This is a genomic window from Mesorhizobium sp. P2_E10, from assembly GCF_056404235.1.
The window spans coordinates 19,567-43,657 of the sequence record NZ_JBFUEK010000015.1; the positions used below are offsets into that span (position 1 = coordinate 19,567).

Annotated in this window: 19 protein-coding genes and 1 pseudogene; 5 read left to right on the forward strand and 15 right to left on the reverse strand. The window is 62.8% G+C overall.

What is annotated here, in order from left to right; all coding sequences use genetic code 11:
* Window positions 1-73 precede the first annotated feature (73 nt).
* A pseudogene (locus tag AC1D0N_RS26660) lies at window positions 74-235 on the forward strand (MBL fold metallo-hydrolase); the annotation flags it as partial.
* A gap of 6 nt (window positions 236-241) precedes the next feature.
* Here the strand turns inward: AC1D0N_RS26660 and AC1D0N_RS26665 are convergent.
* The 6 genes from AC1D0N_RS26665 to AC1D0N_RS26690 all read right to left on the reverse strand — a co-directional run bounded on the left by AC1D0N_RS26665 (window position 242) and on the right by AC1D0N_RS26690 (window position 6,377).
* A complete protein-coding gene (locus AC1D0N_RS26665) occupies window positions 242-937 on the reverse strand; it encodes a TetR/AcrR family transcriptional regulator (protein ID WP_477248957.1) in 696 nt (231 codons plus the stop codon).
* A gap of 34 nt (window positions 938-971) precedes the next feature.
* Window positions 972-2,399, reverse strand: coding sequence for an amidase (locus AC1D0N_RS26670; protein WP_477248958.1), 1,428 nt, complete (start codon window positions 2,397-2,399; stop codon window positions 972-974).
* A 93-nt stretch (window positions 2,400-2,492) separates the two neighbouring features.
* A complete protein-coding gene (locus tag AC1D0N_RS26675) occupies window positions 2,493-3,527 on the reverse strand; it encodes an extracellular solute-binding protein (RefSeq protein WP_477248960.1) in 1,035 nt (344 codons plus the stop codon).
* 39 nt (window positions 3,528-3,566) lie between these two features.
* Window positions 3,567-4,367, reverse strand: coding sequence for an ABC transporter permease (locus AC1D0N_RS26680; RefSeq protein WP_477248961.1), 801 nt, complete (start codon window positions 4,365-4,367; stop codon window positions 3,567-3,569).
* Window positions 4,360-5,280 carry an ABC transporter permease gene (locus tag AC1D0N_RS26685; protein ID WP_477248962.1) on the reverse strand — a complete coding sequence of 307 codons (921 nt, stop codon included), beginning with the start codon at window positions 5,278-5,280 and terminating at the stop codon, window positions 4,360-4,362. Before AC1D0N_RS26685 ends, AC1D0N_RS26680 begins: the two co-directional genes overlap by 8 nt.
* A gap of 5 nt (window positions 5,281-5,285) precedes the next feature.
* Window positions 5,286-6,377, reverse strand: coding sequence for an ABC transporter ATP-binding protein (locus tag AC1D0N_RS26690; RefSeq protein WP_477248964.1), 1,092 nt, complete (start codon window positions 6,375-6,377; stop codon window positions 5,286-5,288).
* Between the two features lie 294 nt (window positions 6,378-6,671).
* Between AC1D0N_RS26690 and AC1D0N_RS26695 the strand changes: the two genes are divergently transcribed.
* Window positions 6,672-9,065, forward strand: coding sequence for a CHAT domain-containing protein (locus AC1D0N_RS26695; RefSeq protein ID WP_477248966.1), 2,394 nt, complete (start codon window positions 6,672-6,674; stop codon window positions 9,063-9,065).
* 27 nt (window positions 9,066-9,092) lie between these two features.
* On the opposite strand, the gene AC1D0N_RS26700 is transcribed toward AC1D0N_RS26695, so the two are convergent.
* Window positions 9,093-9,257: a hypothetical protein gene (locus AC1D0N_RS26700; RefSeq protein WP_477249108.1), complete on the reverse strand. Its 165-nt coding sequence runs from the start codon at window positions 9,255-9,257 to the stop codon at window positions 9,093-9,095.
* A 257-nt stretch (window positions 9,258-9,514) separates the two neighbouring features.
* On the opposite strand from AC1D0N_RS26700, the gene AC1D0N_RS26705 reads away from it, so the two are divergent.
* Together AC1D0N_RS26705 and AC1D0N_RS26710 are read left to right on the forward strand one after the other, a co-directional pair.
* Window positions 9,515-10,288 (forward strand): NAD kinase, encoded by a 774-nt coding sequence (locus tag AC1D0N_RS26705; protein ID WP_477248968.1) that lies wholly within the window; start codon window positions 9,515-9,517, stop codon window positions 10,286-10,288.
* Between the two features lie 192 nt (window positions 10,289-10,480).
* Complete coding sequence (locus AC1D0N_RS26710; protein ID WP_477248970.1) at window positions 10,481-12,067, forward strand: DEAD/DEAH box helicase; 1,587 nt, start codon at window positions 10,481-10,483, stop codon at window positions 12,065-12,067.
* A 75-nt stretch (window positions 12,068-12,142) separates the two neighbouring features.
* On the opposite strand, the gene AC1D0N_RS26715 is transcribed toward AC1D0N_RS26710, so the two are convergent.
* The 8 genes from AC1D0N_RS26715 to AC1D0N_RS26750 all read right to left on the reverse strand — a co-directional run bounded on the left by AC1D0N_RS26715 (window position 12,143) and on the right by AC1D0N_RS26750 (window position 20,530).
* A complete protein-coding gene (locus tag AC1D0N_RS26715; protein ID WP_477248972.1) occupies window positions 12,143-12,748 on the reverse strand; it encodes a hypothetical protein in 606 nt (201 codons plus the stop codon).
* Between the two features lie 244 nt (window positions 12,749-12,992).
* The gene (locus AC1D0N_RS26720; RefSeq protein WP_477248974.1) at window positions 12,993-13,643 is read right to left on the reverse strand and encodes a YiaD family glycine zipper/OmpA-like lipoprotein; all 651 of its coding nucleotides are present in this window, start codon (window positions 13,641-13,643) and stop codon (window positions 12,993-12,995) included.
* 115 nt (window positions 13,644-13,758) lie between these two features.
* Entirely contained in the window at window positions 13,759-14,043 is a 285-nt protein-coding gene (locus AC1D0N_RS26725; protein WP_477248976.1) for a hypothetical protein, read from the reverse strand.
* A gap of 193 nt (window positions 14,044-14,236) precedes the next feature.
* Window positions 14,237-14,605 carry a GFA family protein gene (locus AC1D0N_RS26730; protein ID WP_477248978.1) on the reverse strand — a complete coding sequence of 123 codons (369 nt, stop codon included), beginning with the start codon at window positions 14,603-14,605 and terminating at the stop codon, window positions 14,237-14,239.
* Window positions 14,606-14,711: 106 nt separating this feature from the next.
* Window positions 14,712-15,089: a hypothetical protein gene (locus AC1D0N_RS26735; protein ID WP_477248979.1), complete on the reverse strand. Its 378-nt coding sequence runs from the start codon at window positions 15,087-15,089 to the stop codon at window positions 14,712-14,714.
* A 251-nt stretch (window positions 15,090-15,340) separates the two neighbouring features.
* Window positions 15,341-16,472, reverse strand: a protein-coding gene (gene prfB, locus AC1D0N_RS26740) for a peptide chain release factor 2 (RefSeq protein WP_477248981.1) whose coding sequence is annotated in 2 segments (ribosomal slippage) — window positions 15,341-16,405 and window positions 16,407-16,472 — 1,131 coding nt in all. Because the reading frame shifts where the segments join, the coding sequence is not laid out codon by codon here.
* A gap of 125 nt (window positions 16,473-16,597) precedes the next feature.
* A complete protein-coding gene (locus AC1D0N_RS26745; RefSeq protein WP_477248982.1) occupies window positions 16,598-19,054 on the reverse strand; it encodes a penicillin-binding protein 1A in 2,457 nt (818 codons plus the stop codon).
* A 213-nt stretch (window positions 19,055-19,267) separates the two neighbouring features.
* Window positions 19,268-20,530: an N-acetylmuramoyl-L-alanine amidase gene (locus tag AC1D0N_RS26750; RefSeq protein ID WP_477248984.1), complete on the reverse strand. Its 1,263-nt coding sequence runs from the start codon at window positions 20,528-20,530 to the stop codon at window positions 19,268-19,270.
* 654 nt (window positions 20,531-21,184) lie between these two features.
* Between AC1D0N_RS26750 and AC1D0N_RS26755 the strand changes: the two genes are divergently transcribed.
* The gene (locus tag AC1D0N_RS26755; protein ID WP_477248985.1) at window positions 21,185-24,091 is read left to right on the forward strand and encodes an Rne/Rng family ribonuclease; all 2,907 of its coding nucleotides are present in this window, start codon (window positions 21,185-21,187) and stop codon (window positions 24,089-24,091) included.

A 24,091-nucleotide genomic window follows, 5' to 3' on the forward strand; every position in this document is an offset into this window, starting at 1 on the left:
CGCGCTCAACTCAAGGGGTTGTTGACGGCGAATAGCCTCCCGCTTGCATAAGATGGCTACTTTACTGCCTTCTCCTGACTATATCGCCACACTGCCGCGTATGCGCGACCTCGATATCTCGGTCGTGCATGGCGGCCATTTCACCAGCTTCGGCAAGGTGCGTTATCGCCAGCTGATCGACGAGTATCTCGCGCAGAAGCACCAGGCGGGCTGCCATTTGCGGCAGACCCTTTAAGCGGGATCAAGGCATCAATTCAAAGTGCCTGGGAAACGCCTGGTGCAGCAGGAGGAGCATGGTCTTGCGCAGCACGTTGGTGTCACGGCTGGACGGATTGAGATGGTCCCAGTACCAGGCGCCGTGAACCAGGTAATTCAGGCTCTCCGACAGGGTGTCTATGTCGACCCCGGTATAACCGCCGCTGCGCGATATCTCGATCAGCAGCTCGCGCGCCTCGGCGGTGTAGGCGAGATCGCTGGGCAAGCCGATTTCATTATAGATCTGCATGCTCTTGCGGTCGCTGGAGAACACGACGAAGACCGAAACCCAGTTCGGGTGCTGCCGGGCGAAACGCTGCGCGCAATCGACCGCGCCCAGGGCCCGCTCCGCCGCCGAAAGGCCTGGCGCCCGCACCAGCGTCACCCACAGCTCGTCGTAGCGATCGCTGAGATACTGCAGCACGGCGCGAAACAGGTTCTCCTTGCTGCGAAAGTGAAAGACCACCAGCGCGTTGGAGGAACCAACATGCTCGGCGATGCGCTGCATGGTGACGCTCGCCAGGCCTTCCTCGGCGATAAGTTCGATCGTGGCGTCGATGATGCGCTGAACGCTCGCTTCGCCGCGCTCGCGCCGGCGGTCCTTGGGGGCGGCATCGTTCGCCGACCCCTTGGTAGTTGCAGCCCTGTCCGCCGCGATTGCCTTGCGTTGCGCCATTTTCATCCAGCCTTTTCGACCTTGCGGCCCGCCTCAAATATCAAAGCGACGGGCGTGTCGCCGCACTCTCATACCATTGCCCCTGTGCCGTTTCATAGGCGAGAGCCGCCCGGAACACATCGGCGTCGCAATAGGTGCGACCGACGATCTGCAGGCCCGTCGGCACGCCATTTGCCGCCCTGCCCGATGGAATTGAGACTACGGGACAACGGCTCAGCATGTTGAACGGCGTCGTCATCACCCACCCAAGCGACGGGTTCACCTGCTTTCCGTTGATCGCCAGCGTTTCCCTGGTGTGGTCGAACTCCGCCGGCACGGCGGGAAGCGCGTTCGTCGGGCAGATCAGCACGTCATACTTTTCCAACAGCGGCCCCAGCGTCTCGTACATTTTGGCCGCCACCTCCAGCGTTCCGACGAAGTCGGCGGCCTTCGACTTTCGCCCGTCCTCGGCGAACTGCCTGGCATAGCTGGTCATGTCCTTGCCGTGCTCCTTGAGCAATTGCGACAGCGAGGCGCCGAACAGATGCTCCAGGTAAGCGATGCCGGCCTTCAGCACCTCGTCGCCCCAGCCAAGATCGACCTCCTCGACCGTGGCGCCGAGCGAGCGGAACACATCGCAGGCGGCAAGCGTGTTCTTGCGCACGTCGGCATCGACTTCAAAGGAGCCGAGGTCCATCGAGAAGGCAATCTTCCAGCCCTTGATCGGCTTGTAGTCGAGCGGCAGCCGCAGTTTCGGCCGCAGCGTGGCGATGTCGAGCGGGCTCGGTCCGGCCATGACGTTCTGCAGCAGGATCGCGTCCTTCACGTTCCGCGCCAGCGGCCCGATGTGGCAGTAGAAATCTAGGTTGAAGGGCGGCTCGTCCGGGTTGCGCCCATAAGGCGGCTTGAAGCCGACAAGACCGCAGGCCGACGCCGGAATGCGGATCGATCCGGCAATGTCCGAGCCGGTGGCGATCGAAGATGTGCCGGAGGCCAGCGTTGCCGCTGCACCGCCGGACGAACCGCCCGGGGTAAAATCCGGGTTCCATGGGTTGCGGGTAACGCCCCAGCGCTTCGACCAGGTAAAGCCGGCGCAGCTGAATTCGGGCGTTGCCGTGCGCGCATGCACGATGCCGCCCGCCTTGATGACGCGCTCGTTCATCGTCGACGTGTGACCGCCAATGGCGTCCTTGGTCAGCAGCGAGCCATGCGATGTCGGCTTGCCCTTGATGTAGCTCTCGTCCTTGATGCCGATCGGCAGGCCCTCGAGCGCGCCGGTCCGGGCGCCTTTGGCGTATTTCGCCTCGGCCTTTTTGGCCAGATCCATCGCCTCGTCGAAATGCTCGAAGGTGAAGCAGTTGATCGTCGCCTTCGTCGCCTCGGCGCGGTCGATGGTCGCCTGCATCAGTTCGACGGGCGACAGTGTCTTCGCCTTGAACTGCCGCAACGCCTCGCTGGCCGGGATATAGCAGAGGTCGAGATCGGTCATGAAGGTCTCCTGCGATCGCCAGATCGCCTTTTGGCTTGATGGTCGAGAGGGTGGCCGCGCCGCATGTCGCGGCGCGGAAAACAACGGATCGGGCTATTTCTGCAGGTCGGTCCAGATCTTGGTGTAAAGCGCCTGCACATCCGGCGGACAGGCCGCCATGAACTGGCCCTTGGCCGCGAATTCCGCGGGAACCTTCACTTCCGGCGCATCTTTCATGTCGGCCGGCATGAAGGCTTCTGAGCCCTTGATGCCGTTCGAATAGCGCGCGAAGGCCGAGATCAGTGCGGCATTCTCGGGATCCATGATGAAGTTCTGGAACAGCTTGGCATTCTCGACATTCTTGGCGTCCTTGAGGACCGCGACATTGTCCATCCAGATCGGATAACCCTCCTTGGGATAGCCATAGACGATCTTGTCGTTCTGCAGCCGCTGGCGCAGCGATATGCCGTTCCAGTTGACGCCGGCCGCGATGTCGCCCTTGCCCAGCCCGTCGACGGCACCGTAGTCGAAGGACAGCCATTTCGCCTTGGCCTCGACCAGCTTGTCGCGCACCTTCTTCAGCAGCACCTTGTCGTCGGTGCAGTACTGGCCGCCCTCATAGGCGATGGCGAGGAACATGACGTCCCCCATTTCGGGGACGACATTGATCTTGCCGACGAGTTCGGCCGGCGGGTCGAGGAATATCGCCGACGTATTCACGTCGCCGGAATAAACCGACTTGTTGACCGACACGCCGGTCGTTCCCCACTGCCACGGAACGGTGTATTTGCGGCCCGGATCAAAAGGCACATCGACCCATTTCGGGTCCATGTTCTTGAAGTTTTCCATTGTGTTGGGATCGGTCTCCAGCAGCAGACCTTCACTGATCCAGATCGGAACCACGCTGGCCGAAGGCACGACAATGTCGAAACCGGCGCCGCCCTGGCGGATCTTGGCGAGCGCGGTGTCGTTGGAATCGAAGTCGGTGACGGTAACCTTGACCTTGTAGGTCTGTTCGAACTTCTTGATCAGGTCCGGGCTGGTGTAGTTGCCCCAATTGTAGATGTTGAGCTCGCCATCGGCGCGGGCCATCCCGGTCATGGCCATCAGCGACAGCCCCAGAGCGGTCGCGGTCAGTTTCCAGTTCATGCACTTGCTCCCATTGTTGGGACCGGCGGCAATGCTGCCTCAGGTCCGTTTCCTGCTGACGAAAAAGAAAGCGGTGACGATGCCGATCGACAGCACGAGGAAGGCCGTCGAGATGGCGTTGATTTCCGGCGTCACGCCGCGCCGGAGCTGGCCGAGCATGTAGGTCGGCAGCGTGTCCTGGCCGCCCGATTTGACGAATTCGGTGATGACGACGTCGTCCAGCGAGACGACGAAGGCGAGCATCAGCCCGGCGAGGATGCCGGGCCACAGCAGCGGCAAGGTCACGTGCCGGAAGGTCTGCCATCTGGTCGCGTAGAGATCGGCCGCCGCCCTTTCGAGCGACAGATCCATGCTTTCCAGCCGCGCCCGGATCGGCAGAAAGGCGAAGGGAATGCAGAAGGCGGTGTGCGCGGCGATGAGGTAGCCGAGACCCGAATAACCGGTCCAGATCTTGATGCGTGAAAACACGATCAGCAGCGCCACCGCGGTGACGATCTCCGGCACCATCAGCGGCTGGTTGATGAAGGCGTATTTGAAGGTCAGCCCGCGATAGGGCTTGGTCCGCGTCGTCGCCAGCGCCGCCATCGTCGCGCAGATCGTCGCCAGCACGGCGGCGACGGCGGCGATCTGGGCCGAGCGGATCGACGATTCGATGACCAGCGAGTTGTTCCAGGCGACGTGGAACCAGCGCAGCGAAAAGCCCTTCCAGATCGCGAGCGATTCGTTGTCGTTGAAGGCGTAGGCCACCAGCGTGGCGATCGGCAGATAGAGCAGGAAGAAGCACAGCATCGCCATCGAGGCAAAGCCGGTCTGCCGCCGGACGTCGAAGCGGTCAGCCATGGCTGCCATCCGATCTGGTTGTGTTGCGGACGTAGAACAGCAGCGCGACCATGACGATCGCCATCAGAGTGATCGACAGCGCCGCGCCCAGCGGCCAGTTTCGGCCCTGGCCGAATTGCAGCTCGATCAGGTTGCCGATCATCAGATTGGTGCCGCCGCCCAGCACGCGCGGCGTCACATAGGCGCCAAGCGACGGGATGAAGACGAGGATCGAGCCGGCGACCATGCCCGGCGTGACCAATGGCACGATGATGCGCCGCAGCACCTGGAACCGCGTCGCGTAGAGATCGTAACCCGCCTCTACCAGCCGAAAGTCGATCTTCTCCATGCTGGCATAGAGCGGCAGCACCATCAGCGGCAGGAACACATAGACCATGCCGAGCAGCACGGCGAAATTCGTATACATCAGTTGGATCGGGTGGTCGGTAATCCCGAGCCACTGCAGCACCCAGTTGATGAGGCCGTCATTGCGCAGCACCTCCTGCATGGCGAAGGTGCGGATCAGCAGGTTGGTCCAGAACGGGATCGTGATCAGGAACAGCCAGATGTCGCGCCGGTGTTCCGGCCGCGTGGCGATGAAATAGGCGGTCGGGAAGCCAAAAATCAGGGTCAGCCCAGTGGTTGCCAGCGACAGCGAGACCGAGCGCCAGAAGATCGACAGATGCGCACCGGCAAGCGACAGCGTGTCGTCGAAAACATCGCGCTCGAGCAGCACGCTCACCCAGGCGCCGGCCGAGAACTGCCACTTCACGTCGCCGTAATTGCCGGGCGTCAGGAAGGAATAGATGACCACGATCAGCAGCGGCCCGACGGCCGCGAGGAAGACGATCAGCAGCGCCGGGGCGGACAGCAGCCAGCGCGACCGGATATCGTCGCGCTCGGCCTTGTCGGCGACCTCTTTCGCGCTCGCCATCGGCCCTAGTCCTTCAACAACTGGGCGGCGTCGTCGCCGATTGAAATGCCGACCTTGCCGCCAGTCTCGAAGCCGCAACTGGCGCTGCGCGAATTCTGCTGGCGCACGATGAAGGCTTCGCCGCCATCCAGCCGGACATGGATATGCGTGTCGGTGCCGAAATAGACGATGGTCTCGATCGTGCCGGCGAGGTCGCCGGGGCCTTTGACGAGCTTGGCATGTTCGGGCCGCACCATCAGCGTTGCCTTGCTGCCCGGCTGAAAGTCCCTGGCGGTGGTTGCGCAGATCCTCGCGCCCGAACTCAAGACGATCCGCGCATGGCCGTTCCCTGCACTCTCGATCGTACCGGTCAAGAAGTTCGTCTCGCCGATGAAATCGGCGACGAAACGCTCGGCTGGATGGTCGTAGATGTCCCATGGCGTGCCGACCTGCAGGATGTTGCCCGACGACATCACCGCGATGCGGTCCGACATGGTCAGCGCCTCTTCCTGGTCGTGGGTTACGAAGATGAAGGTGATGCCGGTCTCGTGCTGCAACCGCTTCAGCTCGATCTGCATCTCCTTGCGCAGTTTGTAGTCGAGCGCCGAGAGCGGTTCGTCGAGCAGCAGCACTTTTGGCTGCGGCGCCAGCGCCCGGGCCAGCGCCACGCGCTGCTGCTGGCCGCCGGAGATCTGGCTGGTGCGCCGGTTCTTCAGCTCCTGCATGTGGACGAGCTTCAGCATCGCCTCGACGCGCGCCTCGATCTCGGCCTTCGGTCTGCCCAGCATCTTCAGGCCAAAGCCGATGTTTTCGGCCACCGTCATGTGTGGGAACAGCGCATAGGACTGGAACACGGTGTTGACCGGCCGCTTGAACGGCGGCAGCGGCGCAATGTCCTGGCCATGGAGCAGGATTTCGCCGTCGGTCGGATAGTCGAAGCCGGCGATCAGCCTGAGCAGCGTCGTCTTTCCGCAGCCGGACGGGCCAAGCAGCGTGAAGAATTCGTTTTCGCGGATCGAGACGGAGACATTGTCGAGCGCCCTGACGGCGTCGTGGCCGGTTCCCTGAAAAATTCTGGTGACGCCCTTCGCCTCAACGGCTGGCCGGTTGGCTGTCAAGATATTCCCCTCTTCTCGGTAGCCATTCACCGGCAAACGCCGGCTGGCCAACTCGGTCCTCGACGTTAGGGATAACTATGACTAACTATACAGTCAATATCTTTTTGCACACGCAACCATTGGTTCAACCGTTCGTAATTCGGTCCTTGATCGGGACGAGCAAGCGTGTGCCGCAGCGCGCCTTGCAGCCGTCAGAACCGAGACCAATGCGCCCGATGCGCTGGCAACTCCGTCATGGTATCGTCAAGGACGAGGGCGGGCAGAGGCGAATTCCGCACAACAGGGCTTGGGTATATGCGCGCCAACAGCGTCGTCATGATTCTTCTCGCCTGCGTGTTTGGCGTGCTCGCGGTGGTTCTCGCCAATATCTGGCTGGCCGACCAGCGGAGTGCACTGGCACAGATGGACGGTGCGCCCCGGCCCGCACCACCGCCGATGCAGAGCGGCGGTGGTGCCGGTGGCTACAACGCTTCAGCGGGCGACTACAGCTCGGGAGGTGGCGGTTCGGCAGCCGGCGGCAGCGACTCCGGCTCCGGCGGCTTCGGGGGCAGCGGCCAGGAGCAGCCTCCGATGGACGTTGCGCCGGGCTCCGGAAATCCCGATGCCTCGACGGGCAACGGCGCCGATGAGGCTGCCCAATACGAGGAATACAAACGCCAGGAGCAGCAGCGCCAGCAACAGCAGGAGCAGTTGGCGCGACAGCGGTATGAAGAGGAGGCGGCCAAGGCATCAGCCGCAGCGCAGAACAGCGCGGCCGGCATGGAGCCGCCTCCCGATGCATCATCGGCCACGGAGCAGCCTGCTCCACCACCGCCCGAAGGGGCCACAGCTGAAGAGCCACCTGCCCCTGACACGGCAACCGCCGAAGAGCCTTCGGCTGTGCCACCTGTCCCGGCGCCGGCGCCTGCCCCAGCGCTTGTCATCGAGCCGCCTGCCCCGCTGTCCAATACGGCAACCGCCGAAGAGCCTCCGCCGTTGGACGCACCTCCCGGCATGGTGTCTCCACCCGTCGACAACAATGCAATCGAAGTGGTGCGCCATCCCACCATCGATGCGCCGGACGAAGTCGTCGCCGGCGAAACGGTGACCGTTTCCATCGCATTGACCGAGGAACAATTGACGCCCGAGGTGAAGGTCAAGGCGGCGCCCGGTTCGTCGGTGACGCCGGACGGCGCCCTGGCCATGGCGATGCCGGCTGGAACCGATTCCTGGCCGATCGATATCGATCTCTTCGCCAGCGGTTTCGATCTTGTCGACGGCGGCAAATGGAGCCGGCGGACGACGCTCTATCGCGAGGGCAGTAGCGATTTCGTCCGCTTCGACCTCAAGGCGCGGCCGATTGCCGGGGAGAGCAAGCCAGCACAATTCATCGCCCGCATCTACAGCGCCGGCCGTTTTCTCGGCTCCGCATCGCGGCCCGTGATCATCAAGCGCTTGCAGCCGGCGGCACCGTCAGTCGAAGCCACCGCCGACACAGCCCCTCCGGTGATGTTGCTGGCCTCTGCTCCGCCGCAGCCTGTGACCGGCAAGGTCGAACTCGGCGCCGGCGGCACGGATAACGTGCCCGACCTCGACGTGACCATTCTCTATGATGATCCGAGCGGTCTGGGCGCCGGGCAAATCATCATCCATTCGCCGCATCTGGCCGGCCCGATCACCGATACGTTCTCGACCCCGCCGGAAATGGCGGCGTGGCTGGACTCTGAATACCGCGTGCTGCTGCAGCTGGGATTGAGCCTGCGCGGTGCTGTCTCGCTGCAACAGCCTGCCACAAGCAGCGATCCGGAGGCGCAAAAGCGCTTTGTCACGCTGGCCGCCGAAGGCTTTGGCGACGCACTCTACCGGGACTACGTGCCAAAGGCTTTCAAGGACGTGTTCTGGTCGTTGCGCGACAAGGGCGAACTGCATTCGATCCAGATCACCTCGAACAGCCCGACGCTGCCATGGGAGCTGATCCGACCGCAAAGCGGAGATGGCGCAACCCGCGACGGCTTTCTCGGCATGAGCTACCGGCTAGCCCGCTGGGCGCCGCGCAGCATTTCCTCGCAGGTCGACAATCCGCTCGATCGCATGGCCTTCACCGGCGTCGCCGCAGTCGCTCCCTCCTATGTCGACAAGCAGTCGCTGCCGTTCCAGCAGGTCGAGATCGACGCGCTGAGCAAGCTCGCCGGCTATCGCCGCTTCGACGGCGATTTCGTCTCCTTCGAAAAACTGGTCGGCGAGGTCTCGACCGGGTTCATCCATTTTTCCGGCCACGGCGAGGTCAACCAGCCGAGCAGCGGCCGGCCGGTCTTCGCCATCGACCTCGTCGACCAGTCGCTCGATCCCGATACATGGCGCGCGCTGGTCGCCGCCGCACACGGCAAGGGCAACCCGTTCTACTTCTTCAACGCCTGCGACACCGGACGCTCGCAAATGCTCGGCGGCTTCGTGCAAGGCTGGGGTCCGGCAGTGCTGGCCGGTGGCGCGTCCGGCTTCATCGGCGGCATGTGGCCGCTGACCGACCGTGCGGCCGCAGCCTTCTCGACCAGCTTCTATGGCGACATCACCACCCAGATCAAGGACGGGCCGGTCTATCTGGCCGAAGTGCTGCAAGGCGTGCGCAAGCGGTTCTACGAAACCGGCGACCCGACCTACCTGGCCTATACTTTCTACGGCAACGCCAATCTTCAGGTCGTCACGCAGTAGACGTGGAAATGGCCGGGAAAGCTCGCCTCACAGCGCCCGTTGCGGGCACGGCGTTCCGATGGTGTCATCGCAGCGCGAGGCCATGGGGTGCGATCTGAGGCTCATGCCCTCCGACTGGCGCACCAGTTCGGCAAAGACAAGGGCAAAACTTCCCAGCATCAGGACGACAATGATCAGGCGTGTCACCGGCAATAGACAGGTCTCGACTGGCTAGCCCCCCAGCCACCCATCCTCTGCCGGCTAACATGACCGCTCAGGCTTTACGAGTGTTTAAGCTCCGTCTTAACCATCACATTCGCCTTACCCGCGACACGAACCGCGAGCCGCTGGCTGGCATTTTCGCCCCGGTGCTGCGTTGCCGTGCGGGACAACACCTCCCTTTGCAGAAATGCCCGCCCATGCTACCCCGCGCTGGCGCGGCCCAAGCAACCGGTCGCCATCCGGGAGCCATGAGCAAAGCCGCCAGCCGTTTCGCCTTCGTCTCGTCCGATACAGCCGATGCCAAGGCAGCGCTGGAAAGCCTGTCGGCGCGTTATGGCCACACATCCAACGGGGATGCCGACGTCATCGTGGCGCTCGGCGGCGACGGTTTTCTGTTGCAAACGCTGCGCGATACGATGGGCACGGGCAAGAAGGTCTACGGCATGAACCGTGGCACCATCGGCTTCCTGATGAACGAATACCGCGTCGGCGGCCTAGCCGAGCGCATCGCCGCTGCGGTCGCCGAAACGATCCGTCCGCTGGAGATGCTGGCGGTGACGCATGAGGGCGAAACGGTTTCAGCGCTGGCCATCAACGAGGTGGCACTGTGGCGCCAGTCCTACCAGACGGCAAAGATCCGCATCACCGTGGACGAGCAGGAGCGGCTGGCGGAATTGAACTGCGACGGCGTGATGATTGCGACGCCGGCGGGCTCTACCGCCTACAATCTATCCGCGCACGGGCCAATCCTGCCGCTCGACGCGCCGCTGCTGGCGCTGACCCCGGTCAGCCCGTTCCGCCCACGCCGCTGGCGCGGTGCGCTGCTCTCCAACAAGGCGACCGTGCGCTTCGACATACTGGAGCCGGAAAAACGGCCGGTGAACGCCGCCGCCGACCACACCGAGGTCAAGGCGGTGGCCTCGGTCACGGTCCGGGAATCGCCGACGGCGACGGCAACGCTGCTGTTTGATCCCAACCATTCGTGGAACGAGCGCATTCTCGCCGAGCAGTTTCGCTACTGAGCCGGCGCAACGACCGGCAACGGGATTAAGCATCGCGATTAAGGTTACAACTTCACAATCGTGCCTTTCCCGCCCGTTTCTGTTGACAAATCGCGGGCTTGCGCCTAATCGCAATACCAATCTTGCAGGCGCGTGGCGCTTGCCGCGACGGATGCCGTTGCGCTTCCCCGAACCAGCCAAAGACAACAACACTTGTCCTCAGACACAACGACCGCTCAAGAAGCGTTGACCTTCGCAGACCTCGGCCTGTCGCCGAAGGTCCTTTCCGCAGTCACCGATGCCGGCTACACCGAGCCGACGCCGATTCAGGCTGGCGCCATCCCGCATGCCTTGCTCGGCAAGGACATTCTGGGCATCGCCCAGACCGGCACCGGCAAGACGGCTTCCTTCGTGCTGCCGATGCTGACCCGCCTTGAAAAAGGCCGGGCCCGCGCTCGCATGCCGCGCACGCTGATTCTGGAGCCGACGCGCGAGCTTGCCGCGCAGGTCGAAGAAAATTTCATCAGATACGGCAAGAACCACAAGCTCAACATCGCCCTGCTGATCGGCGGCGTGTCGTTCGACGAGCAGGACAAGAAGCTGGAGCGTGGCGCCGACGTGCTGATCGCGACACCCGGCCGCCTGCTCGACCATCGCGAGCGCGGCAAGCTGTTGCTCAACGGCGTCGAGATCCTCGTCATCGACGAGGCCGACCGCATGCTCGACATGGGCTTCATCCCCGACATCGAACGTATCTGCGAGATGATCCCGTTCACCAGGCAGACGCTGTTCTTCTCGGCGACGATGCCGCCCGAAATCACCAAGCTCACCGAAAAGTTCCTGCACGCGCCGATCCGCGTCGAGGTTTCCAAGGCCGCATCCGCCGCCACCAACATCATCCAGCGGCTGGTCAAGTCGGGCTCGAAGCCGTGGGACAAGCGCGAGACGCTGCGCAATTTGATGAAGGCCGAGGACGAAGGGCTGAAGAACGCCATCATCTTCTGCAACCGCAAGGTCGAGGTCTCGGAGCTGTTCCGCTCGCTGTTGAAATATGATTTCGATGCCGGCGCCTTGCATGGCGACATGGACCAGCGCGCCCGCATGCAGATGCTGGCCAATTTCCGTGACGGCAAGCTGCGCTACCTCGTCGCTTCGGACGTCGCGGCGCGCGGTCTCGACATCCCCGATGTCAGCCATGTCTTCAACTACGATGTGCCGATCCATGCCGAGGACTATGTCCACCGCATCGGCCGTACCGGCCGCGCCGGCCGCTCGGGCAAGTCCTTCACCATCGCCACCAAGTCGGACACCAAATACATCGACGCCATCGAACGGCTGATCGGCAACAAGATCGAATGGCATGATGGCGACCTGTCGACGGTCGTCGCCAGCGAGGGCGGCGAGGACGATGCTCCCCGCCGTGGCCGCGGCGCGCCGCGCCGCGCCGGCCGCAAGGACGATGACCGCAAGGAGCGCGGCGAGCGCAAACCACGCGAGCGCCACGCCAAGCCTGCCGAAGAATCGGCACCGCAAGCAGCACTCGAGGACGTGCCGGTCGTGGCCGAGGCCGCGGTCGCCGATATTGGCGAGCGGCGCGCGCGCAAGGAATCGATCCGTTCCGAGAACACCGAACGCAAGGCTTCCGATCGCAACGAGCAGCGCGCACCGGAACGCGGCGACACCAGGCCGCAGCGCGACAACACCAACCGCCCTGCCCGCCACCGCCAGGAAGACAACGACTCGACAATCGGCTTCGGCGACGACATGCCGGCCTTCATGCGGATCGTCGCCAAGGTCTGATCCCCGACCGCCTTCGAAGGCAAGCCGGCCATCCGGCTTGCCCTTTCGGCAAAACCTCCTGACCCGGCTCGCCCGTTACATCGGCCCAGGCATCATCTTGGTCGGTTTCTCGAGCATTGGAAACTCGGCCTTGTTGCATTTCACGTTTGGGTTGGTCGGGCTGAACATGCCGTTCGGATTGTCCTTGAGCCAGGCGTGAAGGTCGTAGTGGACGAACTCCCTCGGGATGAGCGGATAGTGTCCCTCCATCGGGCCCATGAAAGTTTGGCCAAACAGCTTCGGCGGCGCTTTGACGTCCGGCGTCAGCGGCACCAGCCATTCCACCCCGACCAGGTGCAGGCCCTTTTTCGTCGGCTCGTAGATCAGCACATTGGGGTGCATCGGATCGAGTTTCTGGCCGATGCTTGGGACGTTGACGAAATGGATACCCATGGCGCCTTTCGGGTAATCCATCGCGCCCGCTATCTTTTCTCCGCTGTAGTAGACGCAGCCGACTGTCGACAGATAAAGGTCGCGGACGGCGGCGGTGTAGTCTTCATATTTGGCGAGCGATTTTTTCAAGGCATCGATGTCGGCCTTGTTGGCATCCTCGGCTTGAGCCATAGCGATGCTCAACCATGCGCCTACGAGACTTGTCATAGCGAGGACGGCGCAGCGCCCAAGGCTGGTTGTTCTTGTCATGCATTCCTCCCAGATTTTCTGATCTGGCCGTGCAAGACCGAGGCGGAAAAATGCTGATTGCGCGGCCAGTTTGTACCGCCTCATCCCCTCCGGAACAGCGACGATGCTATTCCTTTCCCTGGCTGCGGGAAAGCAGCTCTTTAGAGGTAGCTAATTTAATGGCGCACCAATCTGAAGCGGCAACTCCGCCCAAACAAAAACGGCCCCGACGTGGGGGCCGTTTCGCATTCGCTTGCCGAACAGCTCAGGTGAGTGGCGACAGCTGGATCTCGACGCGCCGGTTCTGTGCGCGGCCCTGGGCCGTCGCGTTGGATGCGACCGGGCGGGTCTTGCCGAAGCCGGTGACGGCGAAACGGCGCGAATCGACGCCCTGGCCCGAGAGGTAGTTGGCGACCGCCAGCGCGCGGCGCTGCGACAGGTCGAAATTGTGCTCGTCGCCACCGGTCGAATCGGTGTGGCCGAAAACGTCGACCGTGGTCTGGCGGAACTTGTTCAACACCAGGGCGACCGAATTCAGCACCTGGTAGAAGCCGGGCTTCACCGCGTCCTGGTCGACGTTGAAGGTGATGTCGGACGGCATGTTGAGGATGATCTGGTCGCCGGTGCGGGTAACGCTGACACCGGTGCCTTGAAGCTGCCGGCGCAGTTCGGCCTCGTTCTGGTCCATCGTAGCGCCGATCGCGCCACCGGCCAGCGCGCCGATGCCGGCGCCGATCAACGCATTGCGGCGATCGTTGCCGCCGGCAAGCAGGCCGAGACCCGCACCCGCCAGGGCGCCAAGACCGGCGCCGGCTGCGGTGTTGGAAACCTTCTGCTCCCCGGTATACGGGTCGGTGGTGGTGCAGGCGCTCACGAGCACAGCCGTCGCCACGACGACGAGCAAAGTCTTTTTCATAGGATCGTCCCTCTCCAATCGGCGGTCGCGCCACAGGCGCGCCGTTTCAGCCCTTCCGGCGACTTGTAACATGAAATGCGGCAAAAAACGGAACGGCAAAAGCGCCGGTAGTGTCTCAGTTTGAAATAAGCGGAATGATCAGCACGACGACGACTTCGATGATGGGGATTGCCACGTAGATGGCAAGAAAGCCGGCAATCCACATCCCGATTTTGACCGGCCAGGACGGATGAGGGATCGCCTTCCAGGCGAAAAATGCGCTCGCGACGCCCAAACCCAATGCGACAATGCCAATGACCGGAGACCGCGTCATTGGAAGCATCAGATCATCAAAAAAAAGAAAGATCGCGCCGATGAAGACTAGCTGGACCGCGAGCCCGAATAGAAACGCGCGTTTCACGTGGCCCGCCCGGTGCTATCTTTTATCGGCATCAGACGACGTCTTTCGTTTTGTACGGCCCGCGTTTCGGTGCAACCGCATCATCTTCTCGCAAAGATTGTCCATTGACCAGAGCATTTTGGACACCCCACTTCCCAAGCGCTGATCAGGGCTTTTCCCGGTGCACTTCCGCGCCGCCTGCGAGATTGATCGGCTACCAGAGATTCTTGCCGTCGATGACGACCACTTCGACCGTGTCCAGGTCGAAATCGTCGAACAGACGTGAATTGACGCTGACCTTCGGATTGTCGAAATCCGGCTCGCCGGTCGACCAGTCCGGCGTCTCGGTGAAAGTGCCGCAGCCACAAGTGGCGCAAAACCCGTGTTTCACGGTTTTCGACCCCCAAAGATAGAAAGAGACATTTTCGATCGGGCTGGTGAGCTTGAACTGCGAGGGCGTGTAGTAGGCCCACAGCGACCCGCGTTTCGAGCAGAAGGAACAGGTGCAGCGCGTCACCGTTTGCGGCGCCTCCGAGACCTCGAATGTCGTCGCCTTGCAGTGACAGCTTGCCTTGATGATCATAAGCGCATTCCTCTCCATTGCCCGCCGCCTGTGCGACAAGGCAGCATAGAGAAGCGCTCCTGACAACTGTCTGTCAGCAGGCTTTGCTCGAACGAGCCGAGCAGCGCTAATAAGAGCGCGGCGGCACGAACAGGCAGATCGTCTTGCCGGCGTCGAGACCAGCCTGGTGGGCGCACCAGTGGAACTCGCCGTCCGGGCTGTCCTTGACGCGCTTGTCGCTCATCGGAACAACCTCACCCGTGCCGGCAATCACATAACCCTCGGGCTTTTCCAGCACCTCGCCCGTATGGGTCGTACGGCAATCATAGTTGGCACAGCACGCGAATGGATAAGACCAGCCTTGCGGCATCGACTTGGTAGGCGTGGCGTCATGGGCGAAGGCAGATGCCGTCAGCATTGCGGTCGCGCCGATTGCGAACAGGGAAAACAGAAGTCGGCCAGCCGGTCGAACGGCGCTGGCCGATCTGGATGTGGCAGCAGACATGGAAACGTTCCTTTCAAACGAGCATCAAGCGTTTCGCTTGCCCGTTCCCGGAACGTGTTCTTCCCAGTGGCCGATCGTCGGCTCGCAGATATGCCGCGTCCGGCCATAAATGCTTTTAAACCACGGGGATGGTGAGCCGATTTATGAGTCGGCGCAAGAAAATGCTGCGTCCACAATGCCGCAGCCCAAACGCCGATTGGCGCTTGCCGCGATTGAGCCGAAGGGGTGCTGTTCGACCGCGGCGCACGCCGTCAGTCGATATCCGCCACCACTTCGCCGGCGCCGCCCTCAATGCGCTGCGACAGCGACGCCTCCATGAAATCGTCGAGGTCGCCGTCGAGCACGCTCGACGGGCTGGTGCTCTCGACCCCGGTGCGCAGGTCCTTCACCAGCTGGTAGGGCTGCAGCACGTAGGAGCGGATCTGGTGGCCCCAGCCGATATCGCTCTTGGACGCCTCGGTGGCGTTGGCCACCGCTTCACGCTTCTTGAGCTCTTCCTCATAAAGCCGCGAGCGCAGCATTTCCCAGGCCTTGGCCTTGTTCTTGTGCTGCGAGCGCTCGGCCTGACAGGCGACCGCAATACCGGTGGCGATATGGGTGATGCGAACCGCCGAATCCGTCGTGTTGACGTGCTGGCCGCCCGAACCGGACGAGCGGTAGGTGTCGATGCGGACATCCGATTCCGAGACGTCGATCTCGATCCTGTCATCGACGACTGGATAGACCCAGATGCTGGAGAAGGACGTATGGCGGCGCGCATTGCTGTCGTAAGGCGAGATGCGCACCAGGCGGTGGACGCCCGACTCCGTCTTCAGCCAGCCATAGGCATTGTGGCCCTTGATCAGCAATGTCGCGGACTTGATGCCGGCCTCTTCACCGTCATGCACTTCCAGCACTTCGACCTTGAAGCGGCGGCGCTCGGCCCAGCGCGTGTACATGCGCAGCAGCATCGAGGCCCAGTCCTGGCTCTCGGTGCCGCCGGCGCCGGCGTGGACTTCGAGATAGGTGTCGTTGGCATCGGCCTCGCCTGACAGCAGCGTCTCGACCTGGCGGGCCTTGGCCTCACCCTGCATCGAGCGCAGTGACGCTTCCGCCTCAGCGATGACGCTCTCGTCGCCCTCTTCCTCGCCAAGTCCGATCAGGCCGATATTGTCTTCCAGCGCCTGGGTCAGGCTCTTGACGCCGGCGATGCCGTCCTCGAGACCCTGGCGCTCGCGCATCAGCTTCTGTGCTTCCAGCGGGTCGTTCCAGAGGCTCGAATCCTCGGCGCGCACATTGAGGTATTCAAGCCGCTTTATGGCCTGATCCCAGTCAAAGATGCCTCCTCAGCAGGGTTATCGCCTGCCTGATTTCGTCGACAATATTCTGCGTTTCCGCGCGCATGGCTGGCTGTTCTGTCCTGTTGCTGGAATGGCGCTTTGGTCGGCGCGATACATAGGCACGGCACCGCCGCCTGTAAAGCGAAATGGGCTGGCGCGAAAGCCAGCCCCGTTTCGAGTGTCAGCGTGTCAGAACAGCCCGCCGCCGGTCGACTGGATGGCTTGCGTGGCTTGCGGCGACAGCGGTCCGCCGGCGCCGTTGGAGCCGTCGGCGCCCATGCCGATCACCCAATAGCTGTCGGCGGGGCCGGTGCCCGGCTTGAAGGCTTCGATGATGGTGCCCGCCTCACCCTCGCCTGCCCGCATGCCGGTCTTGCGATTGATAGCGATGAGGTTCATGCCTTCCGGCACCTTGAAGTCGACATTGGGCGTACCGTCCAGCGCCACGCGCATGAAATTCTTGAAGATCGGCGCCGCGAGGCCGCCGCCGGTCGCGCCGTGGCCGAGGCCACGCGGCGTGTCGTAGCCCATGTAGAGCCCGACGACGAGGTTCGGCGTGTAGCCGATGAACCAGGCATCCTTCTCGTCGTTGGTCGTTCCCGTCTTGCCGGCGATATGGCGGCCAAGTTCGGCGATGGTGGCGCCGGTACCGCGCTGGACGACGCCTTCCATCATCGAGGTGATCTGATAGGCGGTCATCGGATCGAGCACCTGCTCGGCATTGTCGACCAGTTCCGGTTCGGGCTGGTTCTGCCATTCGGGCGCGTTGCAGCCTTCGCAGCCGCGCTCGTCCTGCTTGAACACGGTCTTGCCGTAGCGGTCCTGAATGCGATCAATCAGCGAGGGTTTGATCGCCTTGCCGCCATTGGCCATGATCGAATAGGCCGACACCATGCGCATGACGGTCGTTTCGCCCGAGCCCAGCGCCATCGGCAGATACGGCGCCAGATGGTCATAGACGCCGAAGCGCTCGGCATATTCCACGACCAGCTTCATGCCCATGTCGTTGGCCAGCCGAACCGTCATAAGGTTGCGCGACTTTTCGATGCCGGAGCGCAATGTCGCCGGACCCGCCGCCCCGCCGTCATAATTCTTCGGCGTCCAGGTCGTGTTGCCGCTCTGGATGGTTATCGGTCCGTCCATGATCACCGAGGCCGGCGTATAGCCGTTGTCGAGCGCAGCCGAGTAGACGATCGGCTTGAACGATGAGCCCGGCTGACGCATGGCCTGCGTGGCGCGGTTGAATTCCGACTGCGCGTAGGAGAAGCCGCCCACCATGGCCAGAACACGGCCGGTATGCGGATCCATGGCGATCATGCCGCCTTCCACTTCCGGAATCTGGCGCAGGCTGTAGGCGCCCTCGGTGCCGTCGTTCTTCTGCACGAAAATGACGTCGCCCGGCTTCAGCACGTCCGCCGGCGACTTGGCCTTGACGGTCTTGCCGTCGACCACATGGCGCATGGCAAAGCCCATGTCATCCTTGCTGACGGTGCCTTCGACACGCTCCTTGACGATCTCACCCGAGATCTGCCGCGTCGGCTGCAGGCCGATCGACAGGCCGTCGTCAGAGCTGTCAAGCACGACGGCGAGCGACCATTCGGGCACGTCCTCCAGCCCCTTGACCGCGCCCAGCGGCACACCCCAGTCGCCGGAGACGTCGATGTTCGTCACCGGGCCGCGATAGCCGCGCAGCGTGTCGAACTTCATCAGGCCGTTCTGCATCGCCGTGCGGGCGATGAGCTGCATTTTCGGATCGAGCGTGGTGCGCACGGACAGGCCGCCCTCATACAGCGCATTCTCGCCGTAGCGCGCGATGATCTGGCGGCGCACTTCCTCGGTGAAATATTCGCCCGCGAACAGATAGTTGCCGGTGCGGCGCGGCGTGACGCCCAGCGGCTCCGCCTTGGCCTTGTCGCCTTCTTCGCGTGTCACGTAGCCGTTCTCGACCATCTGGTCGATGACCCAGTTGCGGCGCTCGAGCGCGCGGTCGGCATGCTTGAAGGGATGATAGTTGTTCGGCCCTTTCGGCAGCGAAGCCAGATAGGCCGCTTCCGCCACGGTGAGCTCGTTCACCGACTTGTCGAAATAGGTGAGCGCTGCACCGGCGACGCCATAAGCGCCGAAGCCGAAGAAGATCTCGTTCAGATAGAGCTCAAGAATGCGGTCCTTCGAATAGGCCTGCTCGATGCGGAAGGCGAGGATCATCTCCTTGATTTTGCGCTCATAGGTCTGGTCCGAGGACAACAGGAAGTTCTTCGCCACCTGCTGGGTGATCGTCGAGGCGCCGACCTGGCGCTTGCCGGAGCCGAGATTCTGCAGATTGACGATGACCGCGCGGCCAAGACCGGTCACGTCGATGCCGGGATGGTTGTAGAAATTCTTGTCTTCTGCCGACAGGAAGGCCGCCTTGACGCGATCCGGAATGGCTTGGATCGGCAAGTAAAGGCGCCGCTCGCGCGCATATTCGGCCATCAGCGCGCCGTCGGATGCATGGATGCGGGTCGTGACCGGCGGCTCGTACTTGGCCAGCACTTCGTAGTCGGGCAGATCCTTCGCCAAATGGCCGATATAGATCGCCACGCCCGCCGCGACCAAAAGGGCCAGCGTCGTGCCAATGCCGAAGAAATAGCCAATAAGACGAATCATGCCCGCTCCAGTCCTTGGTTCGGGAATTCCCTAGACGAAGCCGCCTTTCGCGCAAGCTTTCGAAACGGTCCCAATCCGTAATCGAAAACCCATGTCGCCACCATGTGGACAAAATGGGGCAGCGCGGGATTTCGGCCACCAGTGCTGGAAATAAATGTGCCTGGTGTTGTCGTCGGGCAACGCTGCCTCTGGTTGTAGGCGGCGGCAACCATGTCAACCCCCGGTTCCGGTTCCGCTCCTGGCAGAGGCAAACAGCGCCACGGCGTTGGTTATGCTCTGCGCTGCCTTGCCGCGCCAATCGGCATCGAGCAGTTGCGCCTCGTCCTTCGCATTCGAGAGATAGCCGAGCTCGACCAGCACTGACGGAACGTCCGGCGCCTTCAGCACCTTGAAGCCGGCCGAACGCTGTGGATTGTTGATCAGGCCAACGCTGGTGGAAAGCTGGCCGACCAAAGTGTGCGCAAAACTCATCGAGAAATTGTGGGTCTCGCGCCGGATCAGGTCGATCAGGATGTCGGTGACTTCCTTGTTGTCGTCCTTGATCACCATGCCGGCGAACTGGTCGGATAGGTTTTCACGGTCGGCCAGCGCCTGCGCTTCGGGGTCAGACGCCTTGTCGGATACAGTGTAGACGGTGGCGCCGCGAATGCCCTTGACGCTGATCGTGTCGGCGTGGATCGAAATCAGCAGGTCGGCCTCGTGCTGGCGGGCAATGCGCACGCGGTCGTCCAGCCGCAGGAACTCGTCGGTCTCGCGCGTCATGAACACATCGTATTTGCCGATTGCCGCGAGCTTGTCGCGCAGCTCCGTGGCAAAAGCGAGCGTAACGTTCTTTTCGATCGTGCCGTTGAGGCCCTCGGCGCCGCCGTCAATGCCGCCGTGGCCGGGATCGATGACCACCGTGAAGCGATGACCTGGATTGGAGATCGGCCCGGTGCCGACCCTGCCGCCCTTGTCGCTCGAGACCGTCGAGCCGGTGGTCAGCGCCTGATCGGCGAGTGCAGCGTCGAATTCGCGTTCGGAGGCCGCCGACATGTCGATAGCGATGCGATAGCCATTGCCATCCTCGTTCTTGAGCACGTCGAGCTTGTCGACCGAAAACGGCCCCTTGCCGGTGAGGATCAGCCGCGAAGCCCCCTCGCCAAGGTCGCCGTAGCGCACGCCCTTGACCAGGCCGCGCGCTTTCACATCCTTGGCATTGATGGCGAACGCGGTGCGTGGCAGGTCGATGACCAGACGGTTGGGACCGCGCAGCAGAAACCATTTGATCTCCGGCTCGCGGTCGAAAGTCATGACGATGCGCATCTTGGTGGCATCGCCCGCCATTTTGTAGCTGGTCGCGCCGAGCGGCGCGTCGGCGGCGCGGCAAAGCGGCGAAAAAACCAGGCAAGCCGCCATCAGCAAAAGAACACAGCCGGCGCGGGCCAAATCCCCCCAGCCGCAACGCCCCTTGTCTGTGCTGCCTGCCAGTCCCATCTTTCTCCAGTCGCTCCCGGGTTTGGCGCCTGGCGCCGGGTCGTTTTGTCGAAGTGCCGGTTAGGCCGCGAACTCGATTAACGATTGGTATATAGAGAAGGTTAACCAAGCCTTTTCATTGTGAGATAGAGGCCTGAGCTTCCCTAAGGGCACTGCTTTTTGCCGGCATCCTAAATCGGGGTTGCCTTCCACCCCGCCAAATCATAAAAGCGATGGTGGATCACTGCAATCCTGGAACCGCTTCTCCCGCAGCTTCCTGCTACAGGTCAGATGAAAGGCGGCTCCTTTCGCTTCCAGCGAAAAGGGTTCAGGTGATCGCGACGAATTTCGCAGGTGTGCGCCCGTGGCGGGGGAATCGCCTGCGTGAGGAAAACGGCCGGGTTCGTCCCGTGCCGGCTCTGTAAGAGCAAACAAGCTGGTCCGGTTTTTTCCGGGCTTTGGTTCAAAAGGTTCTGCTGGTGACGATGGCTTCAAGCGCAATCATGGAAAGGTCCGCATCAAACCGCGCCATTATGGCTGCGGGCGGCACCGCCATGGCGCTCAGCCGGCGGCCGGCGGACGTTCAATTGTCCGGCACCCATAATCTTCCAGCCACACAGCGGCGGGCTTTGCCTCGCAAGCTGCAGCTGGCGGCTGCCGGGGGGAAACGAAATAATGCCCAACAAGATGCTGATAGACGCCTCCCACCCGGAGGAAACACGCGTTGTCGTCGTTCGCGGTAACCGTATTGAAGAATTCGACTTTGAATCCCAGGACAAGAAGCAGCTCAAAGGTAACATCTACCTCGCCCGCGTAACGCGCGTCGAACCTTCCCTGCAGGCAGCCTTTGTCGAATATGGCGGCAACCGTCACGGTTTTCTCGCCTTCAGTGAAATACACCCCGACTACTACCAGATCCCGGTCGCCGATCGTCAGGCGCTGCTGCGCGCGGAAGCGCAGGAAGCCCAGGACGAAGAGGATGAGGACGGCGATGGCGACGACCGCCAGAACCGCGATCGCGGGCGGCGCGGACGTCGTCGCGGCGGCAAAGGTCGCGAGCGCGGTGAAAACAAGCGCGATGCCGGTGCCGATTCCGACGACAGCGGCGAAAATGGCGACACCGGCGGTGACGCCGTCGCCGAAGGCGCCGCTCCCGAACTTGCCGACACCTCGCCGGATACGGCCGGGCACGAAGCGGGGCACGACGAGGCCGCAGATCATGGCGAGACCGAACCTTCCGAGGGCGGCCCCACTTCCATCGCGGCAAGCGTCGAAGCGGATGTGATTTCCGAAGCCGTGACGCAGGCAGAGCCGAGTGGCGAAGTCACCTCCAGTGACGCAAGTGGCGAAGCCACGTCCAGCGACAATGACCGCGGCATGCTGGAAGAGGTGCAGTCCTCGCATCCTGACGACCACGAGGTCGAATCGGTCGGCGCCGAGGACGCGCTGGAAGAAGTGCGCAACCGCCGCAAGCCGGTGCGCCGCCAGTACAAGATCCAGGAAGTCATCAAGCGCCGCCAGATCCTGCTGGTCCAGGTCGTCAAGGAAGAGCGCGGCAACAAGGGTGCTGCACTCACCACCTATCTATCGCTTGCAGGCCGCTATTCGGTGCTGATGCCGAACACCGCGCGTGGCGGCGGCATTTCGCGCAAGATCACCAGCGCCGTCGACCGCAAGCGCCTCAAGGAGGTCGTCGCCGATCTCGAAGTGCCGCAGGGCATGGGCGTCATCCTGCGCACCGCCGGCGAAAGCCGCACCAAGGCCGAAATCAAGCGCGATTACGAATATCTGATGCGGCTTTGGGAAAATGTCCGCAATCTGACGCTGCAATCCACCGCCCCTGCCCTCGTCTACGAGGAAGGCAGCCTGATCAAGCGCTCGGTGCGCGACCTCTACAACAAGGACATCGACGAGATTCTTGTCTCCGGCGAGGAAGGCTATCGCGAGGCCAAGGACTTCATGCGCATGCTGATGCCGAGCCACGCCAAGGTGGTTCAGCCGTTCCGCGACACGACGCCGATCTTCGTGCGCAATGGCATCGAGGCGCAGCTCGACCGCATGCTGCAGCCGCAAGTGACGCTGAAAAGCGGCGGCTACATCATCATCAACCAGACCGAAGCGCTGGTCGCCATTGACGTCAATTCGGGCCGCTCCACCAAGGAGCACTCGATCGAGGACACCGCGCTTCACACCAATCTGGAAGCGGCCGAGGAAGTCGCGCGCCAGCTTAGGTTGCGCGATCTCGCCGGCCTGATCGTCATCGACTTCATCGATATGGAGGAGAACCGCAACAACCGCTCCGTCGAAAAGCGGCTGAAGGATCACCTCAAGAACGATCGCGCCCGCATCCAGGTCGGCCGCATCTCGCATTTCGGCCTGATGGAGATGTCGCGCCAGCGCATCCGCGCCAGCGTGCTGGAATCGACAATGAAGCCTTGCCCGCATTGCGGCGGCACCGGCCATGTGCGCTCCGATTCGTCGGTCGCGCTGATGGTGGTGCGGGCGATCGAGGAATTCCTGCTCAAGGATTCGCGCAGCCACATCACGGTGCGGACGCCGGCGGCGACCGCGCTCTACGTGCTCAACCATAAGCGCGGCACGCTGGTGGAACTCGAAAGCCGTTTCGGCCTGACCATCACCATCGAGGCCGACGATACGGTCGGTGTGCAGCACTATGCGATCTTCCGCGGCGCGCTGGCTGAAAAGCCGGAGGGCTTTGTCGAGGCCCGCAGCTTCCCGGCCTATGTCGAGCCGGAAGAGCCCGAGGACGAGATCATCGTCGAGGTGGAAGAAGACGAGGCACCGGTGCAGGCCGAACAGCCACGCCAGCAGCCGCAGCAACAGCATCCGCGGCCTGCCGGCGGAGAAGAAAACGGCGAAGGCCGCGATCGCAAGCGCCGCAAGCGCCGCAGACGGCGTGGCGGCAAGGATCGCGATCGCGAGCATGGCGCGCCTTCTGAAGGCGCTTCGGTCTCGACGCCAACCGATGGCATCACTCAGGCGGCAAGCCATGACGACGCGGAGTCCGACACCGAGGCACCGGTGGTCGGCGTCGTCGAAACGGTGGAAGCGTCGGACGACGCCCAGGGCAAGAAACGCCGGCGCGGCAAGCGCGGCGGCAAGCGCAATCGCCGTGAGGACGGCGAAGGCACTGACACCGAGGCCGGCGAATCCGCTGACGTTTCGGTGGTGGATGCTTCAGAAGCCGAAGCGATTGCCAGCGAGCCGGTAGCGGTTGAAGAGGCTGCGGCTCCTGTACCGGCGAACGACGACGAACCGGCTGCCGAAAAGCCAAAGAAGAAGCGCGCATCGAGGGCGAAGAAGGCCACAGCCGAAATCGCCGCCGAGACGATCGCCGAGGCTGCACCGGAAATTGCCGCCGAGCCCGTGGCCGATGCTCCTGTCGCGGCCGAGCCGGCCGTGGCCGAAGAGGAAACGGCAAAAGCCCGCCCGTCACGGCGCAAGCCCGTTGCAGCGGATGCTCCGGTCGTGCCAGTGGTCTCCTCGACCGTCGCCGACGAGGCCAAAGCCGAGGAAAAGCCGAAGCGCGCCGGCTGGTGGCAGCGGAAGGGTTTTTTCTAG

Excerpts from the sequence above, each read along its gene's own strand:
- AC1D0N_RS26665 (WP_477248957.1), bottom strand. The coding sequence starts at position 937 with ATGAAAATGGCGCAACGCAAGGCAATCGCGGCGGACAGGGCTGCAACT.
- AC1D0N_RS26670 (WP_477248958.1), bottom strand. The coding sequence starts at position 2,399 with ATGACCGATCTCGACCTCTGCTATATCCCGGCCAGCGAGGCGTTGCGG.
- AC1D0N_RS26675 (WP_477248960.1), bottom strand. The coding sequence starts at position 3,527 with ATGAACTGGAAACTGACCGCGACCGCTCTGGGGCTGTCGCTGATGGCC.
- AC1D0N_RS26680 (WP_477248961.1), bottom strand. The coding sequence starts at position 4,367 with ATGGCTGACCGCTTCGACGTCCGGCGGCAGACCGGCTTTGCCTCGATG.
- AC1D0N_RS26685 (WP_477248962.1), bottom strand. The coding sequence starts at position 5,280 with ATGGCGAGCGCGAAAGAGGTCGCCGACAAGGCCGAGCGCGACGATATC.
- AC1D0N_RS26695 (WP_477248966.1), top strand. The coding sequence starts at position 6,672 with ATGCGCGCCAACAGCGTCGTCATGATTCTTCTCGCCTGCGTGTTTGGC.
- AC1D0N_RS26705 (WP_477248968.1), top strand. The coding sequence starts at position 9,515 with ATGAGCAAAGCCGCCAGCCGTTTCGCCTTCGTCTCGTCCGATACAGCC.
- AC1D0N_RS26715 (WP_477248972.1), bottom strand. The coding sequence starts at position 12,748 with ATGACAAGAACAACCAGCCTTGGGCGCTGCGCCGTCCTCGCTATGACA.
- AC1D0N_RS26720 (WP_477248974.1), bottom strand. The coding sequence starts at position 13,643 with ATGAAAAAGACTTTGCTCGTCGTCGTGGCGACGGCTGTGCTCGTGAGC.
- AC1D0N_RS26730 (WP_477248978.1), bottom strand. The coding sequence starts at position 14,605 with ATGATCATCAAGGCAAGCTGTCACTGCAAGGCGACGACATTCGAGGTC.
- AC1D0N_RS26735 (WP_477248979.1), bottom strand. The coding sequence starts at position 15,089 with ATGTCTGCTGCCACATCCAGATCGGCCAGCGCCGTTCGACCGGCTGGC.
- AC1D0N_RS26745 (WP_477248982.1), bottom strand. The coding sequence starts at position 19,054 with ATGATTCGTCTTATTGGCTATTTCTTCGGCATTGGCACGACGCTGGCC.
- AC1D0N_RS26750 (WP_477248984.1), bottom strand. The coding sequence starts at position 20,530 with ATGGGACTGGCAGGCAGCACAGACAAGGGGCGTTGCGGCTGGGGGGAT.
- AC1D0N_RS26755 (WP_477248985.1), top strand. The coding sequence starts at position 21,185 with ATGCCCAACAAGATGCTGATAGACGCCTCCCACCCGGAGGAAACACGC.